16 protein-coding genes and 1 pseudogene are annotated in these 15,744 nt (G+C 36.6%); 13 read left to right on the top strand and 4 right to left on the bottom strand.

The window, feature by feature from the left end:
- Positions 1 to 11 precede the first annotated feature (11 nt).
- Both NLJ82_RS21800 and NLJ82_RS21795 read left to right on the top strand, forming a co-directional pair.
- Positions 12 to 245, top strand: a complete 234-nt coding sequence (locus NLJ82_RS21800) for a hypothetical protein (RefSeq protein ID WP_000170096.1) — start codon at positions 12 to 14, stop codon at positions 243 to 245.
- 459 nt (positions 246 to 704) lie between these two features.
- Positions 705 to 1,202: a hypothetical protein gene (locus NLJ82_RS21795; protein ID WP_001100287.1), complete on the top strand. Its 498-nt coding sequence runs from the start codon at positions 705 to 707 to the stop codon at positions 1,200 to 1,202.
- Positions 1,203 to 1,697: 495 nt separating this feature from the next.
- Here the strand turns inward: NLJ82_RS21795 and NLJ82_RS28940 are convergent.
- Positions 1,698 to 1,784, bottom strand: a pseudogene (locus NLJ82_RS28940) (DUF6572 domain-containing protein); the annotation flags it as partial.
- A 152-nt stretch (positions 1,785 to 1,936) separates the two neighbouring features.
- On the opposite strand from NLJ82_RS28940, the gene NLJ82_RS21790 reads away from it, so the two are divergent.
- The 3 genes from NLJ82_RS21790 to NLJ82_RS21780 all read left to right on the top strand — a co-directional run bounded on the left by NLJ82_RS21790 (position 1,937) and on the right by NLJ82_RS21780 (position 3,560).
- A complete protein-coding gene (locus NLJ82_RS21790) occupies positions 1,937 to 2,137 on the top strand; it encodes a hypothetical protein (RefSeq protein ID WP_000124456.1) in 201 nt (66 codons plus the stop codon).
- A 327-nt stretch (positions 2,138 to 2,464) separates the two neighbouring features.
- Positions 2,465 to 2,650: a hypothetical protein gene (locus NLJ82_RS21785; RefSeq protein ID WP_000715456.1), complete on the top strand. Its 186-nt coding sequence runs from the start codon at positions 2,465 to 2,467 to the stop codon at positions 2,648 to 2,650.
- A 40-nt stretch (positions 2,651 to 2,690) separates the two neighbouring features.
- Entirely contained in the window at positions 2,691 to 3,560 is an 870-nt protein-coding gene (locus tag NLJ82_RS21780) for a hypothetical protein (RefSeq protein ID WP_002028537.1), read from the top strand.
- Between the two features lie 205 nt (positions 3,561 to 3,765).
- Here NLJ82_RS21780 and NLJ82_RS21775 read toward each other — a convergent pair whose 3' ends face one another.
- A complete protein-coding gene (locus NLJ82_RS21775) occupies positions 3,766 to 4,380 on the bottom strand; it encodes a PH domain-containing protein (protein ID WP_000475206.1) in 615 nt (204 codons plus the stop codon).
- A gap of 156 nt (positions 4,381 to 4,536) precedes the next feature.
- Here NLJ82_RS21775 and NLJ82_RS21770 point away from each other — a divergent pair, with 156 nt between their 5' ends.
- The 8 genes from NLJ82_RS21770 (at position 4,537) to ysxC (ending at position 14,675) form a co-directional block, all read left to right on the top strand.
- Positions 4,537 to 4,950 carry a group I intron-associated PD-(D/E)XK endonuclease gene (locus NLJ82_RS21770; protein WP_000274735.1) on the top strand — a complete coding sequence of 138 codons (414 nt, stop codon included), beginning with the start codon at positions 4,537 to 4,539 and terminating at the stop codon, positions 4,948 to 4,950.
- Positions 4,951 to 5,236: 286 nt separating this feature from the next.
- The gene (locus NLJ82_RS21765; protein WP_001993185.1) at positions 5,237 to 5,485 is read left to right on the top strand and encodes a hypothetical protein; all 249 of its coding nucleotides are present in this window, start codon (positions 5,237 to 5,239) and stop codon (positions 5,483 to 5,485) included.
- Positions 5,486 to 5,682: 197 nt separating this feature from the next.
- The gene (locus NLJ82_RS21760; RefSeq protein ID WP_000358268.1) at positions 5,683 to 6,681 is read left to right on the top strand and encodes a hypothetical protein; all 999 of its coding nucleotides are present in this window, start codon (positions 5,683 to 5,685) and stop codon (positions 6,679 to 6,681) included.
- Positions 6,682 to 6,990: 309 nt separating this feature from the next.
- Entirely contained in the window at positions 6,991 to 8,268 is a 1,278-nt protein-coding gene (tig, locus tag NLJ82_RS21755) for a trigger factor (RefSeq protein ID WP_000729258.1), read from the top strand.
- 264 nt (positions 8,269 to 8,532) lie between these two features.
- Positions 8,533 to 9,792, top strand: coding sequence for an ATP-dependent protease ATP-binding subunit ClpX (clpX, locus tag NLJ82_RS21750; protein WP_000472282.1), 1,260 nt, complete (start codon positions 8,533 to 8,535; stop codon positions 9,790 to 9,792).
- 106 nt (positions 9,793 to 9,898) lie between these two features.
- Positions 9,899 to 11,569, top strand: coding sequence for an ATP-dependent protease LonB (gene lonB, locus NLJ82_RS21745; RefSeq protein ID WP_025991615.1), 1,671 nt, complete (start codon positions 9,899 to 9,901; stop codon positions 11,567 to 11,569).
- Between the two features lie 182 nt (positions 11,570 to 11,751).
- On the top strand, positions 11,752 to 14,082 hold the full coding sequence (lon, locus tag NLJ82_RS21740) for an endopeptidase La (RefSeq protein ID WP_000097295.1): 2,331 nt from the start codon (positions 11,752 to 11,754) through the stop codon (positions 14,080 to 14,082).
- Complete coding sequence (gene ysxC, locus NLJ82_RS21735; protein ID WP_000869113.1) at positions 14,079 to 14,675, top strand: ribosome biogenesis GTP-binding protein YsxC; 597 nt, start codon at positions 14,079 to 14,081, stop codon at positions 14,673 to 14,675. The genes lon and ysxC overlap by 4 nt, the downstream gene beginning before the upstream one ends.
- 32 nt (positions 14,676 to 14,707) lie before the next feature.
- On the opposite strand, the gene NLJ82_RS21730 is transcribed toward ysxC, so the two are convergent.
- Together NLJ82_RS21730 and NLJ82_RS21725 are read right to left on the bottom strand one after the other, a co-directional pair.
- Positions 14,708 to 15,124: an organic hydroperoxide resistance protein gene (locus tag NLJ82_RS21730; RefSeq protein WP_000359781.1), complete on the bottom strand. Its 417-nt coding sequence runs from the start codon at positions 15,122 to 15,124 to the stop codon at positions 14,708 to 14,710.
- A gap of 2 nt (positions 15,125 to 15,126) precedes the next feature.
- Positions 15,127 to 15,579: a MarR family winged helix-turn-helix transcriptional regulator gene (locus tag NLJ82_RS21725; RefSeq protein WP_000133920.1), complete on the bottom strand. Its 453-nt coding sequence runs from the start codon at positions 15,577 to 15,579 to the stop codon at positions 15,127 to 15,129.
- Positions 15,580 to 15,744: the final 165 nt, after the last annotated feature.

Here is a 15,744-nt window from a genome sequence, read left to right as displayed (position 1 = left end):
GGAGAGATAACATGACGAAAGTAAACAAAACAACGCTAAGATTACATAATACGGACATTGTCGAGGATATCGGCGAAGCATTACGAAGCAAGATAGAGTTAGTACCATCGGCACACACGGAAATAGATAGAATCACAAAAGAGGACGAAGGCGCATCGCTTTCAGACGTTGTACTACTAAAAGCGGTTGGGCGAGTGCTAGAGTTAGAAAAAGAAGTTAAACGGCTAAGCGAAGGGGAGAGATAATATGAAGAAACAAGATGCGCAAAAGGTAACGACCCAAATGACATCGAGAGATATTCAGCCGAAAGGGAACGACGCACCACGAGAGAAAACTATTGTTCGAGGTATGGCGACGTCTAGGCATCTGAATTCGAATTAATAGACTTGCGTGAAACGAATGGCAGTGTTTAATGGCATCGCCTTTCTTTTTATATCTTACATTCAAAAACTACGATGTTGAGAAACGCAATTCTAGGCGATTAGATTTAATGTGATGAACAGTTTATACGCTTATATGCGCTCTATGGCGATTTAAATAGATTAGGAGAATGATGAAATTGAGGGGACAGCAGACTCGTTACATTTTTTATTTTTATGTGTTATATTTAGAAAATGAAATTAATTATTTGAATAATATAATAATTTAGCAACTTGCGAAATTATATACTTAAATATAATCCTAAAAAGAAACGAGGAATAAATATGAATGTGGAATATATAGTGAATGAATTGAAAGCGAATGGGACTGTGGCAGTGGCGGAAAAAATTGATATGAATGACAAAAAGTTGCGTAAAGCATTAAAAGCCGCAGGTTATGAATATAGTCGAAATAGTGGCAGAGGTTGGTATTTTGCGGGTGCAGGCGAACCACCTTTAAAAGCGGATATCCGAGAATTTATAACAGGCACTGACGATACGCAGGCGGAAAATACAGATAATACTCTTAAGAAAAAAAAGGTAAGTGGGCTACGGAAAATGCAACAAAAGGAAAAGGTTTTGGCACAGAAGAATACTAATTCGATTCATTCGTTAAATGAGCGTATTAGGAAAAGTGGGTCGAAAGAAAAGGTTAGTAGGACGGTGTATCTCGGCAAGGAGACATGTTCGAAATTAGGTATAGCCGAAGATGTGCTTCGAATCAATCGTGATGATATTATAGAGATTGCGCTTCGTGAGTTCTTTGAGAAATATAAGGTGTAATAACGGTGAGAGGGACGTGGGATTTATAATCTGCGTCTTTTTTCGGCTGTAATTGCGTAAAGGTTCGCCGAGATTGCGGTTTTAAGGCAATTATCTTTTCTCCAGTGGATATAGTATCATCTAAATGCATCAGAATTTTCGAGAGGGAATCGATAGAATAAGAGTGCTTTTAACATTGACGCAAAACTACTATATAGCGTATAATATTAATTAACAAAAACGGTCAGTTGACCGCACAAATGAACGTTCAGCAAGCGATGAAAGAATCGTTTATATATCATAGGTAATTGACGGGTCGGGAGTTCGAATCTCTCCTGGGACGCTAAGAAAACCTTGTTATCTTTTGATAACAAGGTTTTTTGTTTGTCTACAAATTGATGTATGTGCAAAAGGTGTAAAAAATGTAACGTAATATGTGGTAATTATTATGTGTAACGGATTAAAGTGCATGAAGAAAAGAGTGCCATTTATGCGCCCTATTCCTCTTATTTCATTTCAAGAATCAATAGGTTTATGATGGAACTCAAATCCATATCCAGATTCTCCTAACTGTTCACTTACAATATTATAAAACTTTTTACCGCCCTCGTACGATTGAGCAACCGTTATCGAAACTTATCCCCGTTAGTGTGTTACAATGAATAGAAGCGGAAAACGAGAATCTCCAATTGACTAGACCTGTGATTGGTTAGACAGTTTAAGAAGGTTGTATAAAAAAGGGAGATGGCGCAAAGATGGCGAGATCAAATGAGAACGATTTGACGGAGAAATTGGCAGAAGGTCACCGAAAATATGGTGATGGCAACTTTACAGTACAGAACATCGGTGATGAAACCAACCCGGATTGGACTATCGTAAAAAATGTGAGGAAAGGATCGGCAGGTATTCGAGAAGAGGAAGATATATTAAGACTGCGATCAAAATATATAAAATAGTACGGAAATGGGCGGGTGGAGAGTTCGAACCTCTCCTAGGGCGCTAACAAAACCTTGTTATCTTTTGATAACAAGGTTTTCTGTTTGTTTAAAAATTGATTTTTGATTAAAAATGGAAGATTATCACAATGGAATATGTGATAATAATTATATAGAAAAAATAAAATCGTATTACATATTGCTGATTAAATGGAGTAGTCGACTATTTCTGTAGAATAAGATACGTGATTAAGTTACTTGTTTGATTCGGCTAGAGGTATGGTGCGAGGATCTAGGCCAGAGGATACGAAAAAGAAGTAATAGAAAAGTTGGTGTAGCAAAATTACAATGAAAAAGGGAAAGAAGGATACTATCAATCTAATGACAATTGCATTGCTGATGCTAATAGTTACAGGTATTATAGGAAATTCAATATTAGGTGGGCTTGCGGTAGTGTTAGCAATGGCTGTAGTCGCTACGGTTATTACTGCACGGATTGGCAATTTTATACGAAAGAGGAAAGAAGACTCTTGAAGTTCGATTCAAAGAAGGTAAAGAGAGGAATTATACTGTGATGTTTAATAAGAAAGCATTTAAAAAGTTGTTTTTACTAGGTGCCATGTCTCTATTAACTCTTAGTGCTTGCTCCGCGAAAGAAAAAGCGAACTATGAGCCATATAAGAAACATGAATCTGTTGAAAATGCGCAGAGGGAAGAGGGCACATCTAATTCGGATAAGGGCGAGAAGATTGACGAAGAACCTGCTAAGGACGAGGAGTTACAACAAGTGGAGGAAACGACAAAAGAAGATAAGGAGATTAACGACAGGCGTCCATATTATAAAGATGCGAATAATGATGCACCAACCGTGTCGTTAGAACAGTACGAAGGAATTAAGGTTGGAATGTCTGCGAATAAAGTTAAAGAAATAGCGGGTGCGCCTAGATTTATCGAGAAATATAAGTCGTTTTCTATTTACGGGTATTTAGGTCATGGTGGAGAAGGCACCATGACTATAACGTTTAATCCTGATGGTAGTGTAACGAAGAAAGAGCAAGATGGCCTTAGAAATACTAGGATTCAAGATGCGACAGCTAACGGAGGAAACGAAGGTCGAGTTACAAGCAACCATGAGCGTGATTCTAAACCAGCTACGAAATCTAATGCTAAAATTCCGAACGATTATTGTGGACACGGACATGATGAAACGAAGGAGTTAGCACACGGCTGCGACAAGATTATTGATAGGGAAGCTCATAGAAGGCATATAGAACAACAGGAAAGAGAATATGAGGAACAACAACGTAAAGAAATGGAACAATATGAACTATCTGAAGAAGACAAGATGAGAATCAAAAGACAGGAAAAACGTTGGAATACGCCTAGCGGTGGTATCGGTGGTACGTGGCAAGATGAAATGAAAGAGATGGAAAGTCAGGAATAAAGTAACGTATATTTCATTTGTATATATAATAAGAAATTTAATTTTATTATATATCACTAATCTGAGTAGAAGATTAGTGCGGAAGGAAAGAAATTTTTGCTGGATTGTAATAGAACATAGGTAATAGATGGATCAGGAATTTAACTTTCTCCTGAGATAAAAACCTTGTTATCTTTTGATAACAAGGTTTTTTGTGTATTTTAAATTAGTTATTAATAAACTTCTCAAATACAAAACCATAATCTTTCACATTATATTGTTTCTTCGTATCAACAAGCCAGTTAAAGGCAATCTCATTCATTTCTTTAAACTGCTCTGCTAAATTTACTTGTGCGTTTGAAATACGGCTAAAAGCGTTAGATGCCATATCTAAACTTTTATGTGCATACTGCAATGTAATGTCGTTGTCGTATGAAATTTCTTCGATTTTAAGTAAAGCTTTATATAAATCTTTTAATTCCTCGATATGTTTTTTATGAACATCAATTGAATAATGTTCATCTCCCATTTGAAATTTAATTTCTACATCTAAATCAATCGTTCCCGCAGTTTCAAGCGCTACGTTTTTAATTTGATATTTACTATAGCTAAAGCGGCGTAGTGTACGTTTTTTGCTTGTCGCACTTGTACCATCTAGGTGAAGTAATCCTTTGTTTGTGAAGCAATATTCATCTGATTTCGATTTAATTAGAAAATAAATTTTCTCTCCATCTTCATGCATTACGTAATCATCAGCATCGACCTTGTCATAATCTTTCGGTGTAATTACAGAACCTACATCACTTAACCCTAAAACATCAGCAGCTACTTTTTTGAACATATATAATCCCCCTTGTAAATTAAATTCTTAATTATACAAAAATATATTAACATGGTTTTAACAAAGAGTTTTCTTTTAATGAGAAAATGTTGGGAGGTAAGTTAAGAAAAGGAACGAATATTATTTTGAAAATATGTAAAAAGGTGCTGAGAAAAAGTGTACCATCATACAAAAACAAAAGGAGATTTAGCTGTTTTAAAGGCACAAGTTGATTTGTATGAAAAAGGATATATGATTTTAATACCACAAACAGAGCATTCGCCCTTTGATCTTGTAGTATATAAGGGCGGGGTATTTAAAAGGGTGCAAGTGAAATATAGAGAGTTGAATGCAAGAGGGATACTGGAAGTAAGATTCCGATCTAGTTATTCTACAGCAAGCGGAGTCGCTACAAAAGAAGTGAATAAAGAAGAAATAGACGTGTATTGTGTATATTGTCCTCAAACGGATTGTTGTTATTATTTCAATCCGAAATTATTTAGTAAATCTATTAGTTTAAGAGTGGATTCTCCGAAAAATAAACAAGAGAAAAAAGTTAATTTTGCAAGTGATTATAGAGAAATTCCGTGAAAGCACCTCAAGCGATATGGGGTGTTTTTCAATCTCTCTTTGAAATCTTACAATTCTGTAAGGTAACTGTAAGGTAGTTCGATGGTAACAAATTGTTAATCCTCTATAATGAAGGTAACAACGATAAAACGAGGAGGAAGAAATAATGAAGGGATTAATCGTAACGGGTTTAACAGTTGCTTTTGGATTTGTAGCGTATGAGAAATTAACGTATGTAGTTGATGTTGTAAAACATTTAATCGCGTAGAGGAAACTACCATGAGAGGGAAAGGGAATGAGTGAATGAATGGAATGGTTATTTGGAATTATAGGTACTTGTAGTGTTGCGTTATTGTTCTTTGTCCCAAGTGGTATACTTAGTTCGACAACGAGTTTGTTCTTCTTAAGTTTGTTTGCTTGTACAATGCTCATCATTATGTTTTTAATGAAGCGAAGTAAACCAATCTTCTACTTTAGCATGATTGTTATGGCAATTATTGTTCTCCAAATTATTACCCTTGTTATATACCCCACTATTATAAAAGCTTTCCATTAATGATGAATCCTCTGCTTGAATTGCTGAGGGTTTTTATTTGCATATTTTTAATTTTGAGTAGGAATTCACTTGTATTGAAATGTAAAAATTAAATATTTCTATATTTCAAACAAAGGGTTTCGGGATGTTGTGTTCTCATTACTCATTTGATATATTTACTTTAAAGATAATTAAAATCTAGAAAAAGAGGCGGACGTATGGATAAAAAAGAAAATACGGTCGTATTGTTTCCGCAATTATCAGAGCGCTATATTGATGAAGGTTTTTTAGCGCTGAAAGAGCGGAAATTCGAAGATGCATTGCGCTGCTTTGAAATATTACGTCAGTATAATGCAGAAACGGAACAAACGGAACTAGCTTCGGTTATTTGTTTGTTAGAATTAAAACATATGGAAGAAGCGAAAGAGAAATGTGAACAGTTACTGGAAACAGGAGCGGTCTTATTTGGTGATATTCTTGAAACGTATGTGACAATTTTAGTTCAAACAAATGATTATGAAGGCGTTATTGAAACTGTTGAAAAAGTTTTGCAAACGAAAGATGTAATGCCTGAGCAAAAGGAAAAATTAGCACAGCTCGCTTTATTTGCAGAAGGTATGTTACATGAAGTAGATACATCACGAGTTGATTCGAATTTTGAGTTAGATGAATTTACTAATGAAATATTTGGAGAAAACTTTGGGCAAAAGCTAAGAGCGATTCAGCAACTTTCGTTAAAAGACTTGGATCTTGCATTACCTATTTTAAAGAAATTTTTAATAGACGAAAAACAGCACCCTTATTTGAAAACTTCTATTTTGTATAAAATGATAGAAAATCAAATAGAAGAAGAGATAGAGGTAGAAAAGTTTGGGAATACGATCAAAGTAATTCCGGCATTTACAGGTCATAATGAGGAGCAATCCGATAACATTATACATAGATTATCAAGTCGATTAGAGCAAAATTATCCTGATATATTTGATGCGATGGTTACATATTGGAAAGAATTGCAAATTAGCATTTTCCCATTCGCTCTATTAATGGATAAAGTGGAGATTTGGGCTGCTGTTTTAGAGAGAATTGGTAGGAAGCGTTTCGGGTTGACTATTGATGAAGAAGAGCTTATGACAGCGTATAATATTGAATTAGAAGAGTTTCATATTGCCTATCAATGGTTATTACGTGTCGAAAGAGAAGGATATTTGCCCGTATAATTATGAAAAAGAATCGTTCGGTTCTTGAAACGAGCATATTCTATGTTATAATGTAAGGGTTGCAAAAGGCAGAAATCTGCCTGTTTGTAAGAGAAGAGAAGTGTAATTCTCTTACTTAATATGTTTCATATTATTCTCGAACAAAATATACCGTAGTTGTCTTTTAGGCAATTAGTAGATTGGAACATTATATCTGAAAGCTTTTGCTAGAGGATTATTTGTACTTTTGTTATTTCAAAAAAGAGATAATGAAGATCTTAATCTATAGAGGTATGTGCATACATTATTATAGTTGGAGGGAAAGAATAAATGGCTGCAAAATGGGAAAAATTAGAAGGTAACGTAGGCGTTTTAACAATCGAAGTTGATGCTAAAGAAGTAAACAACTCTATCGACGCTGCGTTCAAAAAAGTAGTAAAAACAATCAACGTACCAGGTTTCCGTAAAGGAAAAATGCCTCGTCCGTTATTCGAACAACGCTTTGGTGTTGAATCTTTATACCAAGATGCTTTAGATATCATCTTACCAAAAGCATACGGTGAAGCAATCGATGAAGCTGGTATCTTCCCAGTTGCTCATCCTGAAATCGACATTGAGAAGTTCGAAAAAAATGCTAACCTTATCTTCACTGCAAAAGTTACAGTGAAACCTGAAGTTAAATTAGGTGAGTACAAAGGTTTAGCAGTAGAAAAAGTTGAAACAACTGTAACTGACGAAGATGTAGAGAACGAATTAAAATCTTTACAAGAGCGTCAAGCTGAGCTAGTTGTTAAAGAAGAAGGAACTGTTGAAAACGGTGATACAGCTGTAATCGACTTCGAAGGTTTCGTTGATGGCGAAGCATTTGAAGGCGGAAAAGGCGAAAACTACTCTCTAGCAATCGGTTCTGGTACATTCATCCCAGGTTTCGAAGAGCAATTAATTGGTCTTAAATCTGGTGAGTCTAAAGACGTTGAAGTATCATTCCCAGAAGAGTACCATGCTGCTGAATTAGCTGGCAAACCAGCAACATTCAAAGTAACAGTTCACGAAATCAAAACAAAAGAACTTCCTGAGTTAAACGACGAGTTCGCTAAAGAAGCTGACGAAGCGGTTGCAACTCTTGATGAATTAAAAGCAAAACTTCGCACAAACTTAGAAGAAGGCAAAAAGCACGAAGCTGAGCACAAAGTACGTGACGAAGTAGTAGAATTAGCTGCTGCTAACGCTGAAATCGACATTCCAGAAGCTATGATCGACACTGAGTTAGATCGTATGGTTCGTGAATTCGAGCAACGTTTAAGCCAACAAGGTATGAACCTTGAGCTTTACTACCAATTCACAGGTACTGATGCTGACAAGTTAAAAGAGCAAATGAAAGAAGACGCTCAAAAACGCGTAAGAATCAACCTTGTTCTTGAAGCTATCATTGAAGCTGAAAACATCGAAGTTACTGAAGAAGAAGTAACTGCAGAAGTTGAAAAAATGGCTGAAATGTACGGTATGCCAGTAGACGCTATCAAGCAAGCTCTTGGAAGCGTAGACGCTTTAGCTGAAGATCTTAAAGTTCGTAAAGCTGTAGACTTCTTAGTAGAAAACGCTGCATAATAAAATAACAAGGCGCGATTTTAATCGTGCCTTGTTTTATAAATATAGAAATATATTTATAAAACTTTTCGATGAAGAAGGAAAACTTCCTTAATAAGTCGAATATACATATTTCAAAAGTTTTAAAAATTTTTTATTTGTACATAACTAGTCATATTATTTGTATTTCTCGCCACGTAGTGACATAATATGTATTTACATACGATACATTTATCGTGTACATACGAAGGCAAGAGGTTAGCACTTTGTAAGGGGTGTGAAAATATGTTTAAATTTAATGATGAAAAAGGGCAATTAAAATGTTCTTTCTGTGGTAAAACACAAACGCAAGTCCGAAAGTTAGTTGCAGGTCCAGGTGTTTACATTTGTGACGAGTGTATCGAACTTTGTACTGAAATTGTACAAGAGGAGCTTGCGAAAGACGAAGAAGTAGAATTCAAAGATGTACCGAAACCGGTAGAAATTCGTGAAATTTTAGATGAGTATGTCATCGGACAAGATAACGCGAAAAAAGCACTAGCGGTAGCGGTATATAACCATTACAAACGCATTAATTCTAACAGCAAAATTGATGATGTAGAATTGGCGAAGAGTAATATCGCACTTATCGGGCCAACAGGTAGTGGTAAAACATTACTGGCACAAACGTTAGCGCGTATTTTAAATGTTCCATTTGCAATCGCGGACGCAACATCTTTAACTGAAGCTGGGTACGTTGGGGAAGATGTAGAAAACATCTTACTTAAATTAATCCAAGCAGCTGATTATGATGTAGAGAAAGCGGAAAAAGGAATCATTTATATTGATGAGATTGATAAAGTGGCACGTAAGTCCGAAAATCCATCAATTACACGTGATGTATCTGGTGAAGGTGTGCAGCAGGCACTTCTGAAAATTTTAGAAGGTACTGTAGCAAGCGTTCCACCTCAAGGTGGCCGTAAGCATCCGCATCAAGAGTTTATTCAAATTGATACAACGAATATCTTATTCATCTGTGGTGGAGCGTTTGATGGCATCGAGCCAATTATTAAACGTCGTCTTGGTGAAAAAGTAATTGGATTTGGTTCTGAGAAGAAAAATGCTGATGTAAATGAGAAGCATGTTTTATCTCACGTATTACCAGAGGACCTTTTAAGATTTGGTTTAATTCCAGAGTTTATCGGTCGTCTTCCAGTTATTGCGAACCTAGAGCCGCTTGATGAAGATGCTCTTGTTGATATTTTAACGAAACCGAAAAATGCACTTGTTAAGCAATTCCAAAAACTATTGGAGCTTGACGATGTTGAGTTAGAGTTTGAAGAAGGCGCACTAATTGAGATTGCGAAAAAAGCAATTGAACGTAAAACAGGTGCTCGTGGACTTCGTTCTATTATTGAAGGCTTAATGCTTGAGGTAATGTTCGAGCTACCATCTCGCAAAGATATCGAGAAGTGTATTCTTACAAAAGAAACAGTAGCTGATAATGCAGCACCAAAATTGGTGTTACAAGACGGTACTGTACTTGATACAAAAACATCTGCATAATGCGAAGGAGAAACAGCAATTTTTATAATTGCTGTTTTTCTTTATGTTTAGCTATGTTCCTCCGCGGAAATACTAAGAGATAAAACATTGCGGGAGGAAATAAATGATGAGCTGGACAAATATATTTTTACTTGTTCAACTTGTTTTTGGTGTAATTGTCGGATTGTATTTTTGGCATTTACTTCGAAATCAGCGAACACAAAAAGTTTCAATTGATCGAGAATCGAAAAAAGAATTAGAACAGCTTCGTAAAATGCGCGAGATTTCTTTAACAGAGCCGCTTGCGGAAAAGGTGCGTCCTACATCCTTTTTAGATATTGTAGGGCAAGAGGACGGGATTAAGTCGTTAAAAGCGGCTCTTTGTGGTCCGAACCCGCAACATGTGATTATATATGGTCCGCCAGGTGTCGGAAAGACAGCGGCAGCACGTCTCGTATTAGAAGAAGCGAAACGAAATCCAAAATCTCCATTTCGCACAAATGCAACATTTATTGAACTGGATGCGACGACAGCTCGGTTTGATGAACGTGGTATTGCAGACCCTTTAATTGGTTCGGTGCATGATCCAATTTATCAAGGTGCTGGTGCGATGGGGCAAGCAGGTATTCCGCAACCGAAAAAAGGTGCGGTAACAGATGCTCACGGTGGTATTTTGTTTATTGATGAGATAGGTGAATTACATCCGATTCAAATGAACAAAATGTTAAAGGTGCTAGAAGATCGAAAAGTATTTTTGGAAAGTGCATACTACAGTGAAGAGAATACGATGATTCCAACGTATATACATGACATTTTTCAAAAAGGTTTACCAGCCGATTTTCGCTTAGTTGGGGCGACGACACGTTCGCCAGAGGAGATTCCTCCTGCTATTCGGTCGCGCTGTTTAGAAGTGTTCTTCCGTGAGTTAGATACAGAAGAAATTCAAAAAGTAGCGAAGAATGCGGCTGACAAAGTGGAAATGCAAATCGGTGAAAATGGTATTGAAATGATCGGGATGTATGCAAGAAATGGGCGAGAAGCGATTAATCTTGTACAAATTTCTGCTGGAATGGCAATAAATGAAGAACGTCCTTTCATTAAAGATGAAGATATAGAGTGGGTTGTTCACTCTAGTCAACTTACACCGAAGTATGAAAAACGCATTTACCCTATTCCGAGAATCGGTCTTGTAAATGGACTTGCTGTATACGGACCAAATACAGGTGCGTTATTAGAAATTGAAGTAACAGCAATCAAGGCGAAAGATAAAGGATCGGTAAATGTTACCGGAATTGTTGAAGAGGAAAGTATTGGTAGTCAAACGAAATCCATTCGTCGTAAAAGTATGGCGAAAGGTTCTGTAGATAATGTATTAACAGTGCTTCGATCTCTAGATGTATTGCCAGAAGGGTACGATATACATATTAATTTTCCAGGTGGTATCCCGATTGATGGGCCTTCGGCGGGAATTGCTATGGCAACAGGTGTGTATTCAGCAGTGCATCATACGTATGTGAATAATGAAGTAGCGATGACTGGTGAGATAAGTATACACGGGGAAGTGAAACCTATCGGTGGTGTGTACGCAAAAATAAAAGCTGCGAAAAAGGCAGGAGCTAAGAAAGTTATCATTCCTGCTGAAAACATGCAACCATTTTTGTATACAATAAAAGGAATTGAAATTATTCCTGTTCGGAAGTTGAAGGAAGTATTTGAGCTAACGTTTATACAGGAAAATATACATCGAGAGCTCGATGTACATACTACGATAGACGAAACAGATGCACAATCAATGTGAGAATGAACGATAATAGTATTTGCCAGACTTCGTTTAAGTTTGTATGCTTAAGCGGAGTCTTTTTTCTTTTATAAGGGAGAAAAAACGAGAGATTTACAGTTGCGGAGAATCTCTGCAATTGCATCTAGATGTATTGTAATATAAAATAGTTGAACAGGAGTTTAATTTATTATGGAGGTGCTATGTCTAGTATGAATACGAATGAAAGAATCGTGCCCCTCCTACCATTAAGAGGCGTTCTCGTATATCCAACGATGGTTCTGCATCTTGATGTAGGACGTGATAAATCGATACAAGCACTAGAGCAGGCGGCAATGGATGAAAATATCATCTTTTTAGCAATGCAAAAAGAAATGAATATCGATGATCCGAAAGAAGATGACATATATAGTGTAGGTACAGTGGCGAAAGTGAAGCAAATGTTAAAATTGCCGAACGGTACGCTTCGTGTCCTTGTAGAAGGTTTACATAGAGCAGAAGTAGTAGAGTTTATCGAAGAAGAAAATGTAGTGCAAGTTTCTATTAAAACGATAACGGAAGAAGTGGAAGCTGATTTAGAAGAGAAAGCTCTTATGCGCACATTACTGGAGCATTTCGAACAATATATTAAAGTTTCGAAAAAGGTTTCAAATGAAACATTTGCAACGGTAGCTGATGTAGAAGAGCCAGGAAGATTAGCGGATTTAATTGCTTCTCACTTGCCAATTAAAACGAAGCAGAAACAAGAAATTTTAGAAATCATATCTGTGAAAGAACGATTACATACACTTATTTCAATTATTCAAGATGAACAAGAATTACTTAGTTTAGAAAAGAAAATTGGACAAAAAGTGAAACGTTCAATGGAGCGCACGCAAAAAGAATATTTTTTACGTGAGCAAATGAAGGCGATTCAAACTGAACTTGGCGATAAAGAAGGTAAGGGCGGGGAAGTTGAAGAACTTCGTGAGAAAATTGAACAGTCAGGAATGCCTGAAGAAACAATGAAGGCCGCACTGAAAGAATTAGATCGTTATGAAAAGTTACCAGCAAGTTCTGCGGAGAGCGGTGTTATTCGCAATTATATCGATTGGTTATTAGCACTTCCGTGGACAGAGGCAACAGAAGATATGATTGATCTTGCTCATTCTGAAGAGATTTTAAACAAAGATCATTACGGTCTTGAGAAAGTGAAAGAGCGCGTACTTGAATATTTAGCGGTACAGAAGTTAACGAATTCATTAAAAGGGCCTATCCTTTGTTTAGTAGGACCACCTGGGGTCGGAAAAACTTCGTTAGCGCGTTCTATTGCAACATCATTAAATCGTAATTTTGTCCGTGTATCCCTTGGTGGTGTGCGTGATGAATCTGAAATTCGTGGTCACCGTCGTACGTACGTTGGAGCAATGCCAGGACGTATTATTCAAGGTATGAAAAAGGCGAAATCAGTTAATCCAGTCTTCTTATTAGATGAAATTGATAAAATGTCTAACGATTTCCGTGGAGATCCTTCAGCAGCATTACTTGAAGTGTTAGACCCAGAACAAAACCATAACTTCAGTGATCATTATATTGAAGAACCATATGATCTATCGAAAGTTATGTTTGTAGCAACTGCGAATACACTTTCAAGTATTCCAGGTCCGTTACTTGACCGTATGGAAATTATTTCGATTGCTGGCTATACAGAGCTTGAAAAGGTTCACATTGCTCGTGAACATTTATTGCCGAAACAATTAAAAGAGCATGGCTTACGAAAAGGTAATTTACAAGTACGTGATGAAGCGCTTCTTGAAATTATCCGCTATTATACACGTGAGGCTGGTGTTCGTACATTAGAGCGCCAAATTGCAAAGGTTTGTCGTAAAGCAGCAAAGATTATCGTTACAGCAGAACGTAAGCGTATTGTAGTAACAGAGAAAAACGTTGTTGATTTACTTGGTAAGCACATATTCCGTTATGGGCAAGCTGAAAAAACAGACCAAGTTGGTATGGCGACAGGTTTAGCGTATACGACAGCAGGTGGCGATACACTGGCGATTGAAGTGTCTGTAGCGCCAGGTAAAGGGAAATTAATTTTAACAGGGAAACTTGGGGATGTTATGAAAGAATCCGCGCAAGCAGCGTTTAGCTATATTCGTTCTCGTGCAGAAGAGCTTCAGATTGATCCTGATTTCCATGAGAAAAATGATATTCATATTCATGTTCCAGAAGGAGCAGTTCCAAAGGATGGACCGTCAGCAGGTATTACGATGGCAACGGCACTTATTTCTGCGCTAACAGGTATTCCTGTAAGTAAAGAAGTGGGGATGACAGGTGAAATTACACTTCGTGGTCGTGTATTACCGATTGGTGGTTTAAAAGAAAAAACATTAAGTGCTCACCGCGCAGGTTTAACAAAGATTATTTTACCAGCGGAAAATGAGAAAGATTTAGATGATATTCCAGAGAGCGTAAAAGAAAACCTTACGTTTGTGCTTGCATCTCATTTAGATGAAGTATTGGAGCACGCATTAGTAGGAGTGAAACAATGAAAGTAACAAAAGCAGACATTGTAATTAGTGCTGTTAAACCAGAACAATATCCAGACGGTGACTTACCAGAAATTGCATTAGCAGGTCGTTCAAATGTCGGGAAGTCTTCCTTTATTAATAAAATTTTAAATCGTAAAAAGTTAGTACGTATTTCTTCTAAACCAGGAAAAACACAAACATTAAACTTCTTCTTAATTAATGAGATGATGCACTTTGTGGACGTTCCAGGTTACGGATATGCGAAAGTATCTAAAACAGAGCGCGCGGCTTGGGGTAAAATGATTGAAACGTATTTTACAACACGTGAGCAATTAGATGCAGCTGTATTAGTAGTTGATTTACGTCACAAACCAACAAATGATGATGTAATGATGTATGATTTCTTAAAGCATTATGACATTCCAACCATTATTATTGCAACGAAAGCCGATAAAATTCCGAAAGGGAAATGGCAAAAGCATTTAAAAGTTGTAAAAGAAACGCTTGATATTGAAAGTGGCGATGAAGTCGTTCTATTCTCTTCTGAAACAGGACTTGGAAAAGAAGAAGCATGGAAAGCAATTCATAAATTTACAAAAACAAAAAACGCGTGACGAATGTCGCGCGTTTTTTTCTTTATACACTTTTAGCGTACGTTTAATGTAACCTCAATATTTCCTCGTGTTGCTTTAGAGTAAGGACATACGCCGTGAGCGGCTTCTACAAGTTCTTGTGCTTCGCTATGTGAAACGCCAGCGACATGTACATCAAGTACAGCAGATAGGCCGAAACCACCATCTGTATCTTTTCCGATAGAAACGTGAGCAGTTACTTCTGTACTTTCTACTTTCACACGTTTCGTACGAATGACAAGTTGTAATGCACTATCAAAACAAGCAGCGTAACCAGCAGCAAATAGTTGTTCTGGATTTGTTGCCTCTCCGCCTGCACCACCTAGTGCTTTCGGCATTTTCACATCAAGATTTAATATGCCATCATCTGATACTACTTTTCCATTTCTTCCACCTGTAGCAGTTACTGAAGCAGTATATAATTTATCCATGTTTATTCCCCTTTTCTATCATTAATTGTTTTCATTGTTTCAATTAGTTTATTTAATTGAATTAATAAAGAACGATATTCTTGTTCTGTAATTCCTAAATTTGTTGCCATCGTTGTCGGCAATGAACAAGCCTTATCTTGTAAATCTTTTCCTTGTTCTGTTAATTCAATACACACTTTTCGCTCATCTTCTTTGGAACGAACGCGTTTTACAAGGTTTAATGATTCCATTCGTTTTAACATAGGTGTTAACGTACCGGAATCTAAAAATAGACGTTCTCCAATTTCTTTTACTGTGAGTCCATCTTGCTCCCATAGTACGAGTAAAGTAATGTACTGTGGATACGTAATGCCCATTTCTTCTAAATATGGTCGGTAAAAGCGTGTAACCTCTCTAGAACAAGCATAAATAGAAAAACAAAGTTGATTATCTAGATGCAAAGAATCTTCTGTCATGAATGACTCCTTTCTAATTAAGTTGTGCACAATTTAATTTTGTAAAATCAATATAACGAAAAAGAAATACAATGTCAAATACATTGTATTGAGAAAGTTTGTGCTACAATTTGGAACAATCATACATATTTTCCTTCATGATGAAAGAAGATAGGAAAGATGATG

The sequence above is a fragment of the Bacillus paranthracis genome (genome assembly GCF_024296885.1).
GTDB lineage: Bacteria > Bacillota > Bacilli > Bacillales > Bacillaceae_G > Bacillus_A > Bacillus_A paranthracis.
The sequence above is the reverse complement of the archived record's forward strand: the minus strand, read 5'-3'. Positions and strand labels throughout refer to the sequence as shown.